The following is a 14,275-nucleotide window of genomic DNA, read 5'->3' as shown; positions in this document are numbered from 1 at the left end:
CCGTCCTGCCTGACAGAACCGAGGGTCGGCGGCAACGATGCCGCCGGCCCGATTTCTCTGATCTATCGATTTCCTGGCACGAACGGGTCATCAAGCGAGCCTCCCGCTCTTTTCAGCATGCCGGGCGTGAATCCGTGCGCTGCACGAAACACCCGTGAAAGATGGCTCTGGTCCGCGAAGCCGGCCTCGATGGCGGCGTCGGCCAGGCTTGATCCAGTCTCGATGAGCCTGTTCGCGCGCCTCAATCTCCTGTCCCGTATGAACGCGGCCGGCGTGATCCCCAGAACCTTGTTGAAGTCGCGAATGACCTGGAAACGGGTGACGCCTGCCGTCCTGCCGAGATGCTGGAGATCGAGTTCCGAGCACAGATTGTCCTCGATATAATCTTCGTAGGCAGTTAATCGGCGGCGAGAACCCGAACGCTCGATTGTCTCCGGCCTCTGCCTGTGGCCAGCATGCCGCAACATCATATGACGCAACGCGACAAGCATGGCTTCCTCGGCGGCCGGAACATCATCCGTCTCGGACGATTGGTGGGCGAGGGCCATTGCTTGCGCCAGCTTTGGATCATTTATCGGGCCGCGCCGGAACACCGGGGCATCAGTGATCCCGAACTCCGCCGCCACGCCAGCCATGAATTCGACCCGAGGGTAAAAGGTGCGATAGGACCAGCCGTCATCGCCGCCAGCCTCGCCATCGTGCCACTCCTCGGGGTTGACGACGATCAGCGAGCCGGCCGGCGCCACGACCGATTCTCGTCCGATCCTCACACGCTCGGCCCCGGCTGTAATCAGTGCGATAACATAGGTTGGGTGCGTATGTCGGTCGTAGCGATGGCTGGTGAACCTGGCCTTGAGAAGACCAAGGTCAGGGAAGCGCGGGTGACGCCAGAATTCCTTCTTTTCCTGCAGGTTCTTGATCATCGGGCCGGTCAATCCTGTTCAAGACCCTTGCCGCGCCATCGCGCTAAAAGTTCCTCGGAAGACAAGATGATCGCACATGTGACGACAAAATGATCGCACATGTGACGACAAGATGATCGCACGGACGAGGAATAGCCATGCTGTACAATGACCCGATCACGGCCGTAACACCACAGGTGATTGGCTGGCGCCACAAGATCCACGCCAATCCGGAACTTGGCTTCCAGGAGAAGGAGACGGCACGTTTCGTGGCCGCGCAATTGCGCGGCTTCGGGCTCGAGGTCCATGAGGACATCGGCGGCACGGGCGTTGTCGGCGTTCTGAAAAGCGGCACCGGCGGTCGCGCCATCGGCCTGCGCGCGGAACTGGATGCGTTGCCTGTCCTCGAGCGCACCGGTCTTTCCTACGCTTCAAAACGGGAGGGCGTGATGCATGCGTGCGGCCATGACGGCCACACCGCGATGCTGCTCGGCGCGGCCAAGCTGCTGAGCCAGGCGCCGGCCTTCGACGGGACAGTCTACTTCGTCTTCCAGCCGGCCGAGGAGAACGAGGGCGGCAGCATGCGCATGATCGAGGACGGCGTGTTCGACCGGTTCCCGGTCGAGGCGATGTATGCCGTCCACAACTGGCCGGGGCTTAAATTCGGCACGATCGCGACGCGCGTCGGCCCTCAGATGGCGGCGGTCGACAATTTCGAATTGCGGTTCTCCGGCCTGGGAGCCCATGTCGCGATGCCGCATCTTGGCGATGATCCCATCCTGGCCGCCGGCGCCTTTATCACCGCCGTCCAGCGTATCGTCAGTCGCTCGGTTGATCCGCAGACGCCACTCGTGGTCAGCTTGACCCAGGTGCATGGCGGCAATGTTGGCAACATCGTGCCCAAGGAAATCTGGATACAGGGCACCTGCCGCTTCTTCGATGCGGAACTCTCGGATCATTGCGAGAAGCTTCTGGGCGAGATCGCTCAAGGGGTCGCCGCGTCGCACGGCGTCACAGCCCGTCTCGACTACAAGCGCGGCTATCCGCCCGTCATCAACACCGCCGAGGCCGTTGCGACCGCGATAGCCGCCGCCGCCGGCGTCGTTGGCGCCGAGAACGCGCTCGCCGACTTCAGTCCGAGTCTCGGCTGTGAGGACTTTGCCTACATGGTCAGGGCCACCAGCGGCTCATATGCATGGATTGGAGCCGGCGAAGTTGGGCCGGGCGAGGGCCTTCATGGCGACAGATACGTCTTCAACGACGAGATCGTCCCGATCGTCCTGCGCTACTGGACCGACCTTGTGGCGCGTGCCTTGCCCAAGATCGAGCAGGCCGCGCCATGACACTGGCGCCACCCTTTCTTTCCGGCTTGCCATCCCCGGTACTTGTCATCCCGCGAGCTTCGCCCCGGCGAGCAGGTCTTCAATCATTGAGCTCCTGAACTTGTCGGTCTTTTTCGTTCCGTCGATATTCATCAGCACGGCGACGGCATGGCTCTGATCTTTCGTCAGGATCACCATGTTGGAAGCGCCGATATCGCTGCCGGAATGGCCCACGAATGGTGTTGCGCCGATGTCCTCCGAAATCCAGCCCAACCCCTGATAGGGCACGATTGCCGGATCGACCTGGTCGCGCAGCATCGCGGCGACGGCGGCCGGTGACAAAATCGCGCGCGGGCCGGTCTCTCCGCCGAGCATCGCACGCAGCATCTTGCCCAGGTCGTTGACCGAACAGCGCAGCATGCCTGCAGGGACATCAGGATATCCTTCCTGCGGCAGTTCGACGAACGCACCCTTCTCAAACTTGTAAGGCTTGGAAATCAAGTTGGGTGCGAATTGCCGCAAATACCAATGCGCGTTTTGAATGCCGAGCGGCTTGAAGATGTTGGCCTCCACGTAGGATGAAAAATCCTGCTTGCTGACGCTCTCGACGACATAGCCGGCCAGGGCGACGGCGACATTCGAATAGGACCATTTCTTGCCGGGCTTTGCCTTGAAGAATGACGTCTTTGGCGAATAGGTCTTACCGCCTTTCACAAGATAGTCCCGAAGGAAACTGGACAGGCTTTGCGTCGGATCGCCCTCGACGGAGTAATCCCCATAGCCATCATCCGAGATGCTGGATGTGTGCGTGATCAGGTGATGCGGCGTGATTGACAGCTTCGGATGGTGAGGGTTTGTGACGGCAAAATCGATGAACTTGTTGACGTCCTGATGCAGGTCGAGGCCCTTGCGCTCAAACAGCTGGACCAGGGCTGAAGCGGTGAACAGCTTGCTGACCGATGCCAGATGCGTGGGGGTATCAGCGGTGAATTTTCGCTGCTGTTGGATATCAGCAAAACCAAACGCGGCCGAATAGCGTGTCGACCCGTCCTTGGCGGTTATCCCGATGGCGGTTCCCGAAACCTTGGCGGCCGCCATGCGCGCCGGGACACCCGCTTCGAATTGGCGGCGCCAGGCTTCGAACGCCGGGCTTTGCCTGTCTTCAGCCATGGCAAAGGTTCCCTGGGGGATGAGCAGCCCGGCCACTCCCATCTTGAGCAATGAACGTCGGGTCGAGACCATGATCGATTCCCTCATCTGGCGGTCGTTTCGCTGATTGAGTCGGGAGTTTGGCTGAGGAATTCGTCGGCTGCGCGGCCAAAAGGCGCCTGCTTGACGGCCTCTCTGGAGAATGACCGCGTCCACCGCACGGCATGTCGTGCATCCTGTTTAACAAGCTAACTAATTGACAAGTTGAACTCAGGGGTTCTACGGTGTGCTTGTCCATGCATATGGGCGGTGGCAAGGGTGCCATTTGAAATTTCGCGGCGATGAAGCCTCCAGTATCCGGTAACAAGCCGGCTGCGGGGGCTTTTTTGTTTTGGGGCAATCATAAGAGGTTTCATTCCGGACTCGGCAAAAAGAAAAAATTATGAGTTCCGTTGCTTGGGACCCAGCGCGCTGAGGGGCGTGCATAAGGAAAAAAGGGACAATGGGAGCAGATACAGGACGAAAACAGACCTCCGAGCCGTGGCGTGTCGGCGTGTTGTTCTCGCGCACGGGCTTCATGTCCGTCATCGAGGAAACACAGTTGCGCGGAACCCTGATCGCTATCGATCAGATTAACGAACGCGGTGGTGTCCACGGACGCCCCATCGAGCCGGTGATCTACAATCCCGGTTCCGACGTGCGCTCTTACGGCCAGTATGCCAAGCGCTTGATGGTCGAAGATGGCGTCAGCACCATCTTTGGCTGCTACACGTCTTCGAGCCGCAGGGCGGTTCTGCCGGTCGTTGAGCGGCTGGACGGGTTGCTGTGGTATCCGACCCTCTACGAGGGCTTCGAGTTTTCCCCCAATGTGATCTACACCGGGGCAACGCCCAACCAGAACTCGGTTCAGCTCTGCCGCGTCCTCATGGAGCAGTTCGGAAAGCGCTTTTTCTTTATCGGGTCGGATTACATCTACCCGCGCGAGTCAAACCGCGTCATGCGTGAAATGGTGCGCAACAATGGCGGTTCGATTGTCGGCGAGCGCTATCTGAGACTGGAAGCCGACCGCAGTGAATTCATACCATTGCTGCGCGATATCAAGCGGGCGCAACCGGACGTGATTTTCTCCACTGTCGTCGGTGAATCGACCACCTTCCTCTATCAGGCCTATCACGACATGGGCCTCAATCCGAAGGTCGTGCCGATCGCCAGCCTGACCACCACGGAAGCCGAGATCAGGGCCATGGGGCATGATGTCGGTGAGGGGCATTTCACCGCCGCCTCGTATTTCCAGGGCATCGAGACCGAGACAAACAATGATTTCGTCACGCATTATCACAAGCTCTATGGCGACGACGAGCCGACCAACATGTGCCTGGAAGCGTCCTACTTTCAGGTCAATCTTTTCGCCCGCACGCTCGAGCAGACAAATTCGCTGGAGACGCGCCAACTGCGCAATTCGGTGATGGGCACGGAATTCGAGGCACCGCAGGGCTGTGTTTCCATCAACCCCGTCTGGGGACATGCCGACGTGTGGACCCGTATTGGCCGCGCCAATCGGCAAGGGCAGTTTGATATCGTGTTCCAGTCCCCGACCAGCGTGCGGTCCGACCCCTATTTGATAGGCTATGGCCGTCGGTTCGAGCTTGCGGAATGCGCGTAAAGTGGCGGAGCCGCAGCAAAGGGAGGCGCCGGTGAGAGCCGACTATGGACACGACCGCTGGGCGGGCTCGCCCCCGCAACGACAGGATATGCGCGCGCCTTCGGCGGAGCGGCCGCCCCGGCAGTCGGACCGCCCGCAGGAGCTGAATGTCGCTGTTATCGTCGAGCGTGACGACAATGGTGAGTTCCTGATCCGCGAGCTCCAGCGCATGCGCGCCAATGTCCGCCATATCTGGCCGGCGCCGTCGCAGATTCCGTTGCAGTATGACGCGATTTTCGTCGCGCTTTCGAACGACCTGCCGCAGCGCATTCCCTGGGTGCCGGGAGAGCCGTCTTCCGCGCTGATCCTCGTGGACGATGGCAAGGATCCGCTGAACCTGAAGCTGATCCACAATTGCGCCGGCCATGGGCTGCTGCATTATCCCGCGACGTCGCGCATGATCCAGGCGGTGCTGATGCTGGCGCGGGAGCATTTCCAGTATGAGCGGCGTCTGCGTGGGCGCATCGAGAAACTTGATGAGAACCTGCGCACGACGCGCCTTGTCGAGCGCGCGAAAGTGCTGCTTATCCAGCTCAAGAATCTGAGCGAGGAAGAGGCCTATAACTTCCTTCGCAAGCAGGCGATGGAAAAGCGCGTGACGATCGGACAAGTGGCTTCGGCCATCATTGACTCGCACGAACTTCTTAGTTAACGTTTTGACTGTCGCGGCAAAGACGCCGTGTAGATAGTGGGTAACAACACCCTGCGGATCCGTCTGAAGACGGAGCGCGGGGTTTTTTGTTTGCGCACTTCAGAACGCATTTGCGGCTAGGCTGCCGCGTATAAATCCAGAGGCGAAGAGGCCCCGAAACGAACTGCCCATCCCGGGCAGAGCGGTTCGGGGCCTTTGTTTTTTGTGGAGATAGAGGGTGAACAATAACAGACGTACTTTCCTTAAGGCAGGTGCCGCGGCCGGTGCTCTTACACTGGCGGGCTTTCCGCATATCTGGTCGAAAAACGGCTCGCTGGCCTACGCGCAGGACGGCGAGATCAAGGTTGGCGTGCTCTTCTCCCTGACGGGCACGACGGCGATCATCGAGGAGTCGCTGAACAAGGCGACGATCATGGCGATCGAGGAGATCAACGCGGCCGGCGGCATCAATGGCATGAAGATCACGCCGGTGATCGAGGACCCGGCTTCCGATCCCGCGACCTTTGCCGAGAAGGCGCGCAAACTGGTGCTGAGCGACAAATGCGTATCGGTGTTCGGCTCCTACACGTCCGCCAGCCGCAAGGCCGTGCTGCCGGTGTTCGAGAAGCAAAAGAACCTCTTCTGGTACCCGACACTCTATGAAGGCCGCGAATGCTCCAAGAACGTCATTTATACCGGCGCCGTGCCCAACCAGCAGCAGGACGACTTCGTGCCCTGGCTGGTCGAGAAATTCGGCAAGCGCTGGTACCTGATCGGCTCCAACTACATCTACCCGAAGGAAGAGAACAACTACTGCAAGAAGCTGCTTGCGGGACTGGGCGCCGAGGTGATCGCCGAGGAGTATGTGCCGCTCGGCCATTCCGAGTTCTCATCGGTCATCAACAAGTTCCGCTCTGAAAAGCCGAACGTGATCTTTTCCACCGTGGTCGGGGACTCGGTCGTCGCGCTGCATCGGCAATATCGCGCAGCGGGTCTCGATCCGGCGACCATGCCGATGGCGAGCTTGACCACCTCGGAAAACGAAGTGGCGGCGATGGGCGGCGATGCCGCGGCCGGGCATTTCACCTCCGCGCCTTACTTCATGGTCTTCGACTCGCCGGAAAACAAGAAGTTCGTCGAGGCCTACAGGAAGCGTTGGGGCGCCGACAAGGTCACCCACTTCGTCTCGGAGTCGGCTTACTTCCAGGTCCATCTGTTCTCCCAGGCTGTCGCCAAGCTCGCTGCCAGCGACATCGGTCCGCTGACCATCCGCGAAGCGGTCAAGGGCGAACAGTACAAGGCCCCGCAAGGCCTGATCAAAGTCGAGCCGGAGAACCTCCACTGCTGGCTGCGGCCGAAGATCGGCCAGTGCAAGGCCGACGGGCAGTTCGAGATCCTCAAGCAGTCCAAGGACTGGCTCGAGCCCAATCCCTACAGCGCCTATCCGGACCAGAAGTGCACGGCCGACGGTCTGAAACAGATCTGATCTCCTCCCAGGACAGCCGGCGGCCGAATGTGCGGCCGCCGGCTCAGCTCACGGTATTGTTCGATGGACTTTGTCGTCTCCCAGATCCTGACCGGTCTCAGCCTGTCGTCGATCCTCCTGCTCGTGGCCCTTGGCCTCGCGGTGATCTACGGCGTGACGGGCGTCATCAATCTCGCGCATGGCGAATTCGTCATGCTCGGCGCCTATGGCGCCTGGCTGCTACAGACCCAGTTCGGCTGGGGCCTGCTCGCCAGCCTTGTCCCGATCTTCATTCTCGTGGGGATTCTGGGCTGGCTGATCGAGGTCGCGGTGATCCGGCACCTCTACGACAGGCCACTGGATACGATCCTGGCAACGTGGGGCCTCGGCGTGATGATCCAGCAGATCGTCCGCCTGACCGCCGGCGGCGAGTTGCGCTATGTCCAGATGCCCCCTTCACTGTCCAGCAGCGTCAACATTCTCGGCGCGACAGACTCCGCCTACCGGCTGTTCGTGCTCGGCTTTTCGCTGGTTCTGTTTGCGCTGACCTGGTTCGTCTATCGCTATACGTCGTTCGGCCTGAGGCTGCGTGCTATCACGCAGAACCGCAGTGTCGCATCCTGCTTCGGCATCAATTCCGACCGCGCCTACCGGATGACCTTCGCCTATGGCGCGGGCCTCGCCGGTCTTGCAGGTGCACTGATTTCTCCATTGAAAAGCGTGTCGCCCGAGATGGGCACCACCTATGTCGTCGACGCCTTCATGGTGGTCGTGCTTGGCGGCGTCCAGAGCCTGCTTGGCACGCTGGCGAGCTCCGGCCTGCTCGGCGAGGTCACGGGTCTGCTTGCCTATTATGGCAACGACACGATCGCCAAGGCGCTCGTGCTGCTGGGCATCGTCATCATCATCCGTTTCCGACCGCAGGGCCTGTTCGCCCCGCGCGTTCGCGCTTGAACGAGAGGCCGCAGCTGGTGTCCGAAAAAGTCTCCCTTCAAATTCTTCTCTATGGCGTCGTTTGCCTCGCGATCCTGCTGTTCCCGCTGGTCGTCAACGACGCCTTCCTGCTCAACAAATTCTCCCGCTACCTCGTCTTCGGCATGCTGGCGATCGCGCTCAGCCTGTCATGGGGCTACGCCGGGATCCTCAACCTTGGCCAGGCGATGACCTTCGGTCTCGGCTCCTACTGCATGGCGATGTACCTCAAGCTGAAGACGGTGCCGATCCACACCGGCAGCGACGGCTTGCCGGACTTCATGGTCTGGAACAACCTGACCGAACTGCCCTGGGTCTGGGCGCCGTTCCATTCCACGGCATTCGCATTGTTGGCAGGCATTCTCGTGCCGGCGCTGTTTGCCGGGCTGCTTGGATGGTTCATGTTCGGCGGCCGCGTGACCGGTGTCTATTCCGCCATCATCACGCTGGCGGCGATGGTGGTGGTCAACCTGATCATCGTCGATCAGCAGGGCTATACCGGCGGCTTCAATGGCATCACCGACCTCGCGCAGTTCGACATGTTTGGCTTCGAGTTCGACGCCTACTCGGCTTCGACCTACTATCTCGTCGCGATCTGCCTGACCGTCGCACTGTTCGTGGCGCTGGCGGTAACGCGCAGCAAGACAGGGCTTATCCTGCAGGCCGTGCGCGACCAGGAAGAGCGCGTGCGCTTCTTTGGCTATGACGTGGCGCTCTACAAGACCTTTGTCTTCTCGGTATCGGCGGGCATCGCCGGCCTGGCCGGCATGCTCTACACCATCGTCATGGAGTTCGCCTCGCCGACCTTTCTCGGCGTGCCGCTTAGCCTTTCAATCGTCATATGGGTCGCCGTAGGCGGCCGCCGGAGCCTTCTCGGCGCGATGCTCGGCGCCCTGCTGGTGACCGGCGTGCAGGGTGCTCTGTCGGAGTCCGAAGCGTTCCTCGAAACCTGGACACTGGTGATGGGCGGTCTGTTCGTCCTCATTGTCCTGTTGCTGCCGCAGGGTTTGGCCGGTGCCTTCCAAAGTCTCGCGGCCAGGCTCCAGCCCGCCGGCAAGATCAGCACCGACAAAAAGACCAGTCCCGACAAAAAGACCGAGAGCCGTGACAGCGGGAAAACCGCGCATGCGGGGGAAACAGCATGAGCGCGACGCATGAAAGGCTGCTCGCCCTCAGGGGCGCGACCGTATCCTTCCACGGCTTCGTTGCCGTCGACCATCTCGACCTGGAGGTTGGCGCGGGCGAGTTGCGTTGCCTGATCGGTCCAAACGGCGCCGGCAAGACGACAACGCTCGATCTGATCTGCGGCAAGTCGCGGATCAATTCCGGTGAGATCGACTTCAAGGGCAAGCCTATCCACGCGCTGAACGAATTCCAGATTGCCCGCGCCGGCATCGGCCGCAAATTCCAGGTTCCAAGCGTCTTTCGCGAACTGACGGTGCGCGAAAACCTGGCCATCGGCCGTTCACGCGATCCGGGTGTGCTGAGCAATCTCTTCAAGTTCGGCACCAGCGCCGACCGGCAGCGCCTGGAAGAGATCGCGGTGCTGGTCGGGCTGCGCGAGGAGATGGGGACGCAGGCTGCGTTCCTGTCGCATGGCCAGACGCAGTGGCTGGAGATCGCACTGATCCTGGCGCAGGACCCGGCGCTGATCCTGATGGACGAGCCGACGGCCGGCATGACGGCGCATGAGACCAGCAAGACCGCGGCGCTCTTCAATCACCTCAAGGGGAGACATACGCTTATCGTGGTCGAGCACGACATGGGTTTCGTGCGCGATATCGCCGAGACCATCTCGGTCATGCACCAGGGCAAGCTGCTCGCGCAGGGAACAGCGGACGAGGTGTCGAGCGATGCCCGCGTCCGTGAGGCTTATCTCGGGTCCGGAGGCATCGGCCATGCTTGATCTTGCTGACGTCGACGGCTTCTACGGCAGCAGCCGCGCGCTCCAATCTGTTTCGCTGTCGGTCAAGAAGGGCGAGTTCCTGTCGGTGCTTGGGCGCAACGGCGTCGGCAAGACCACGCTGCTCAGGACCATCCTCGGATTGATGTCGCACAGCAGCGGATCGATCCGGCTGGACGACGCCGAAATCAACGCCTTGCCAACACACAAGCGCGCCAAGGCTGGCCTCGGCTACGTGCCTCAGGGGCGCGGCATCCTGCCGAACTTCACGGTCAGGGAAAACCTCATGCTGGGAACCTTCGCCGCCGACAGGCCGGCCAAGAGCATCCCCGACCACATCTTCGAGCTCTTCCCGATCCTGAAAGACTTCCTGGGGCGGCGCGGCGGCAATCTTTCGGGAGGCCAGCAGCAACAGCTCGCCATCGCGAGGGCGCTGCTGTCTGAACCCAAGATCATGCTTCTCGACGAGCCGACCGAAGGCATCCAGCCCAACATTGTCGAGCAGATCGAGGATGTGCTGATCGACCTCAACCGCAAGCGTGGCCTGTCCATCATCCTGGTCGAGCAGAACATCAAATTCGCGCGGCGTGCATCCCACCGCTTCGCCATTCTCAATCGCGGCAGCGTGGCAGTGTCCGACGACATTTCCGGCCTCAGCGATGACCTGATCCACCACCACCTGGTCGTCTGACCTTACGCTCTGAAGGAGAACCAAATGTACCACGGCGATATCACGAGCAGCAAAGACACGGTCGGCGTTGCCGTCGTCAACTACAAGATGCCGCGTCTGCACACCAAGGCGGAGGTGCTGGAAAACGCCAGGAAAATCGCCGCGATGCTCGAAGGCATGAAGATCGGCCTGCCGGGCATGGATCTGGTCATCTTCCCCGAATATTCGACCCACGGCATCATGTACGATTCCAAGGAAATGTACGAAACCGCCTCGCAGATCCCGGGCGAGGAGACGGCGATCTTCGCCGAGGCCTGCAAGCGGGCCAATGTCTGGGGCGTCTTCTCGCTGACCGGCGAGCGCCACGAGGAGCATCCCAACAAGGCCCCCTACAACACGCTCATCTTGATGAACAACAAGGGTGAGATCGTGCAGAAGTACCGCAAGATCATGCCATGGGTGCCGATCGAAGGCTGGTATCCGGGCGACTGCACCTATGTCTCCGAAGGTCCCAAGGGGATGAAGATCAGCCTCATCATCTGCGATGACGGCAACTATCCCGAAATCTGGCGCGACTGCGCCATGCGCGGCGCCGAGCTGATCATCCGCTGCCAGGGCTACATGTACCCGGCCAAGGAACAGCAGGTGCAGATTTCCAAGTCCATGGCCTGGGCCAACAACGTCTATGTCGCCGTGGCCAACGCAGCCGGCTTCGATGGCGTTTATTCCTATTTCGGCCACTCGGCGATCATCGGCTTCGACGGACGCACGCTTGGAGAGTGCGGCACCGAGGAGAACGGCATCCAGTATGGCCAGCTGTCGGTCTCGGCCATCCGCGATGCGCGCAAGAACGGCCAGTCGCAGAACCACCTCTTCAAGCTGCTGCACCGCGGCTACACCGGCATGATCAACTCCGGCGACGGCGACAAGGGCGTGGCGTCCTGTCCGTACAATTTCTACGCCAAATGGGTCAACGATCCGGAAGGCACGCGCGAGATGGTCGAAGCGCTGACGCGCGGCACCGTCGGCACGGACGAATGCCCGATCGACGGCATTCCCAACAAGTCGGCCCATCGCTGACGATACGCCACGGCCGCCCGGCGCCTCGGTGCCGGGCGGCGTCATCAAGAACAATCATCAAAAGGGGAACGACAGTGTCCACACAATCCGCAAGACCCGGCGACACGCCGGTCGATACCGATCACGTGCTCGGCGAGGAATACGAACATGTGCCCGTGCCGCTCGCGGCGCGGCGCAGCCTCTTCTCCATGGTCATGGTCTGGGCCGGGTTTCCGATGATCATCACCGGCGCCATGACGGGATCGATCCTCGTCCTCGGCATGGGATTCTCCAACGCACTCACCGCCATGATCATCGGCAACCTGATCATGCTCTGCTATGTCGGGGCACTTGGTCTCTCGGCCTCGCGAACCGGCATGAATTTCGCCCTGATTGCATCGCAGATATTCGGCACCAAGGGCTACGCGCTGGCATCAGGCCTGCTGTCCACGCTTCTTCTCGGCTGGTTCGCCGTGCAGACCGGCATCACGGGCGCCCTCATCTCCAGCACCTATGGGCTGAACTACGTCGCGATGACCGTTGTCGCGGGCCTGCTCTATATCTGCATTACCTTCGTCGGTGTCAGGGGCCTGCATATGATCGGCCTCGTCTCGGTGCCCCTGTTTCTGGCGCTCGGGCTTTTCGTCGTCGTGCATTCGGCATCCACGACATCGTTCGACGCGATCTGGAACTACGCCGGTAACAATGGCGCGGCGACGATGTCCATGGGCGTTGGTCTGACCGTCGTGATCGCGCTCTTCATTGATGCGGGAACGGTCACCGGTGATTTCAATCGCTGGGCAAAGACCGGCAGCCATTCGCTGCTTGCCACATTCTCCGCTTTCCCCGTCGCCAACTTGGTCGCCATGCTGGTGGGCGGCATCATGACGGCGGCTCTTGCCGTACCGAATGCCAACCCGTTCGGCTCCGACAACATGTTCGGCTACATGAATTCAATGCACATCGGCTGGCTCAGCCTGCTGGCGTTCCTGTTCCTCTACATCAATCTTGGCTCCGTCTGCTCGCATTGCCTCTACAACGCGGCAACGGGCTGGTCGCGTATCTTCGGTTCCAAGATGCGGCTGCTGGCGGTGGTGCTTGGCATCATCGGCATCGTGATCGCCGCCGGCAATGTCTGGGCCTTCTTCATCCAGTGGCTGTCGCTCCTGGGCGTCATCGTTCCGCCGATCGGCATGATCCTGCTGGTCGAGATTTACATCCTGAAGACTGGCGGCACGATTCAAAGGGAATGGCGGTCGACACCGTTCATTTCCTGGGCGATCGGCGCGGCCGTCGGCTTCGTCGTGGAGTTCTACGCGCCACAGTTTTCCACCGCGATCAGCGCCGGCTTGGTCGCCGCCATTGCCCATTTCGTCCTGTCGTCTCTAATGGCGCGCCGGACGGCGGCAGGCATCGCTGCCTGAAACCAGTGGCGCACCGGGCGGGTGCGCCAACACTTCATGTTGAGGGACAACAGAATGACCATCGATTACGAGATTTTTGAAGCTGGCAATCTCACGCTGCAGAGCGGTGCGATGTTGCGCAACGCGAAGCTGGCCTTCAAGACCTTTGGCACGCTGAACGCGGCCAAGGACAACGCCATCCTCTATCCAACCTGGTATTCCGGCCAGCACTATGAGAACGAGTGGCTCGTCGGCAAGGGCATGGCGCTTGATCCCGACAAGTACTTCATCATCATTCCGAACATGTTCGGCAACGGCCTTTCCTCCTCGCCGAGCAACACGCCGGAGCCCTATAACGCCGCCCGTTTTCCGAAAGTGACGGCCTATGACAATGTCAGGGCGCAACACAAGCTGGTCACCGAGCATTTCGGAATATCGCATCTGCGGCTGATCACCGGATGGTCTATGGGCGCGTTGCAGACCTTCCATTGGGGCGCGCTTTACCCTGATATGATGGATTTGCTTGCGCCGTTCTGCGGCGCGGCGAAATGCTCGCGCCATAACTTCGTTTTCCTTGAGGGCGTCAAGGCAGCGTTGACTGCGGACGATGCCTTCCAGAACGGATGGTACAAGGACAAGCCGCAGAAGGGTCTGCGCGCGGCCGCCCGGGTCTATGCCGGCTGGGGCTTCTCGCAATCCTTCTATCGCGAGGAGCTCGACTTGAAGGCCTTGGGCTTCGCGTCGCTCGAGGATTTCCTGGTCGAGTTCTGGGAAGGGTTTTTCCTGACCAAGGATCCGAACAACCTGCTCGCCATGCTGTGGACCTGGCAGAACGGCGACATCTCGGCCAACGAGCTTTACAACGGTGACTACAAGGCCGCGCTCGGTGCGATCAAGGCGAACGCCTACGTCATGCCGGGCCAGACCGATCTCTATTTCCCGCCGGAAGACAGCCGCAACGAAGTTGCCAGGATGCCGAACGCGACGTTGATCCCGATCCCGTCGATCTGGGGCCATTTCGCCGGCGGGCCAGGCACCAGTCCGGTCGACATCAAGTTCCTGGACGACAAGCTGAAAGAGCTGCTCGCGTCCTGACT

13 protein-coding genes are annotated in these 14,275 nt (G+C 60.8%); 11 read left to right on the top strand and 2 right to left on the bottom strand.

Annotated features, from left to right (window positions below; all coding sequences use genetic code 11):
- Positions 1–62: 62 nt before the first annotated feature.
- Positions 63–923, bottom strand: a complete 861-nt coding sequence (locus GA829_RS29380) for an AraC family transcriptional regulator (RefSeq protein ID WP_195176045.1) — start codon at positions 921–923, stop codon at positions 63–65.
- A gap of 137 nt (positions 924–1,060) precedes the next feature.
- Between GA829_RS29380 and GA829_RS29375 the strand changes: the two genes are divergently transcribed.
- Positions 1,061–2,245 (top strand): M20 aminoacylase family protein, encoded by a 1,185-nt coding sequence (locus GA829_RS29375; protein ID WP_195176044.1) that lies wholly within the window; start codon positions 1,061–1,063, stop codon positions 2,243–2,245.
- Positions 2,246–2,290: 45 nt separating this feature from the next.
- Here GA829_RS29375 and GA829_RS29370 read toward each other — a convergent pair whose 3' ends face one another.
- Positions 2,291–3,589, bottom strand: a complete 1,299-nt coding sequence (locus GA829_RS29370; RefSeq protein ID WP_258052010.1) for a serine hydrolase domain-containing protein — start codon at positions 3,587–3,589, stop codon at positions 2,291–2,293.
- A 286-nt stretch (positions 3,590–3,875) separates the two neighbouring features.
- On the opposite strand from GA829_RS29370, the gene GA829_RS29365 reads away from it, so the two are divergent.
- The 10 genes from GA829_RS29365 to GA829_RS29320 all read left to right on the top strand — a co-directional run bounded on the left by GA829_RS29365 (position 3,876) and on the right by GA829_RS29320 (position 14,273).
- Positions 3,876–5,036 (top strand): transporter substrate-binding domain-containing protein, encoded by a 1,161-nt coding sequence (locus GA829_RS29365; protein ID WP_195176043.1) that lies wholly within the window; start codon positions 3,876–3,878, stop codon positions 5,034–5,036.
- 88 nt (positions 5,037–5,124) lie between these two features.
- Complete coding sequence (locus tag GA829_RS29360; protein ID WP_195176042.1) at positions 5,125–5,727, top strand: ANTAR domain-containing response regulator; 603 nt, start codon at positions 5,125–5,127, stop codon at positions 5,725–5,727.
- A 217-nt stretch (positions 5,728–5,944) separates the two neighbouring features.
- Entirely contained in the window at positions 5,945–7,192 is a 1,248-nt protein-coding gene (locus GA829_RS29355) for a transporter substrate-binding domain-containing protein (protein ID WP_195176041.1), read from the top strand.
- Between the two features lie 63 nt (positions 7,193–7,255).
- Positions 7,256–8,125 (top strand): urea ABC transporter permease subunit UrtB, encoded by an 870-nt coding sequence (urtB, locus tag GA829_RS29350; RefSeq protein WP_195176040.1) that lies wholly within the window; start codon positions 7,256–7,258, stop codon positions 8,123–8,125.
- Between the two features lie 17 nt (positions 8,126–8,142).
- The gene (urtC, locus tag GA829_RS29345) at positions 8,143–9,288 is read left to right on the top strand and encodes an urea ABC transporter permease subunit UrtC (RefSeq protein ID WP_258052009.1); all 1,146 of its coding nucleotides are present in this window, start codon (positions 8,143–8,145) and stop codon (positions 9,286–9,288) included.
- Entirely contained in the window at positions 9,285–10,049 is a 765-nt protein-coding gene (gene urtD, locus GA829_RS29340) for an urea ABC transporter ATP-binding protein UrtD (protein WP_195176039.1), read from the top strand. Before urtC ends, urtD begins: the two co-directional genes overlap by 4 nt.
- Positions 10,042–10,737 carry an urea ABC transporter ATP-binding subunit UrtE gene (urtE, locus tag GA829_RS29335; RefSeq protein ID WP_195176038.1) on the top strand — a complete coding sequence of 232 codons (696 nt, stop codon included), beginning with the start codon at positions 10,042–10,044 and terminating at the stop codon, positions 10,735–10,737. The genes urtD and urtE overlap by 8 nt, the downstream gene beginning before the upstream one ends.
- 24 nt (positions 10,738–10,761) lie before the next feature.
- Complete coding sequence (locus GA829_RS29330; RefSeq protein WP_195176037.1) at positions 10,762–11,796, top strand: aliphatic amidase; 1,035 nt, start codon at positions 10,762–10,764, stop codon at positions 11,794–11,796.
- Between the two features lie 74 nt (positions 11,797–11,870).
- Positions 11,871–13,199 (top strand): purine-cytosine permease family protein, encoded by a 1,329-nt coding sequence (locus GA829_RS29325; protein ID WP_258052008.1) that lies wholly within the window; start codon positions 11,871–11,873, stop codon positions 13,197–13,199.
- A gap of 54 nt (positions 13,200–13,253) precedes the next feature.
- Complete coding sequence (locus tag GA829_RS29320) at positions 13,254–14,273, top strand: alpha/beta fold hydrolase (protein WP_195176035.1); 1,020 nt, start codon at positions 13,254–13,256, stop codon at positions 14,271–14,273.
- Positions 14,274–14,275 lie beyond the last annotated feature (2 nt).

Source organism: Mesorhizobium sp. INR15 (assembly GCF_015500075.1).
Taxonomy (GTDB): Bacteria; Pseudomonadota; Alphaproteobacteria; order Rhizobiales; family Rhizobiaceae; genus Mesorhizobium.
Note: the sequence above shows the minus strand (reverse complement) of the source record. Positions and strands in the feature narration are given on the sequence as shown.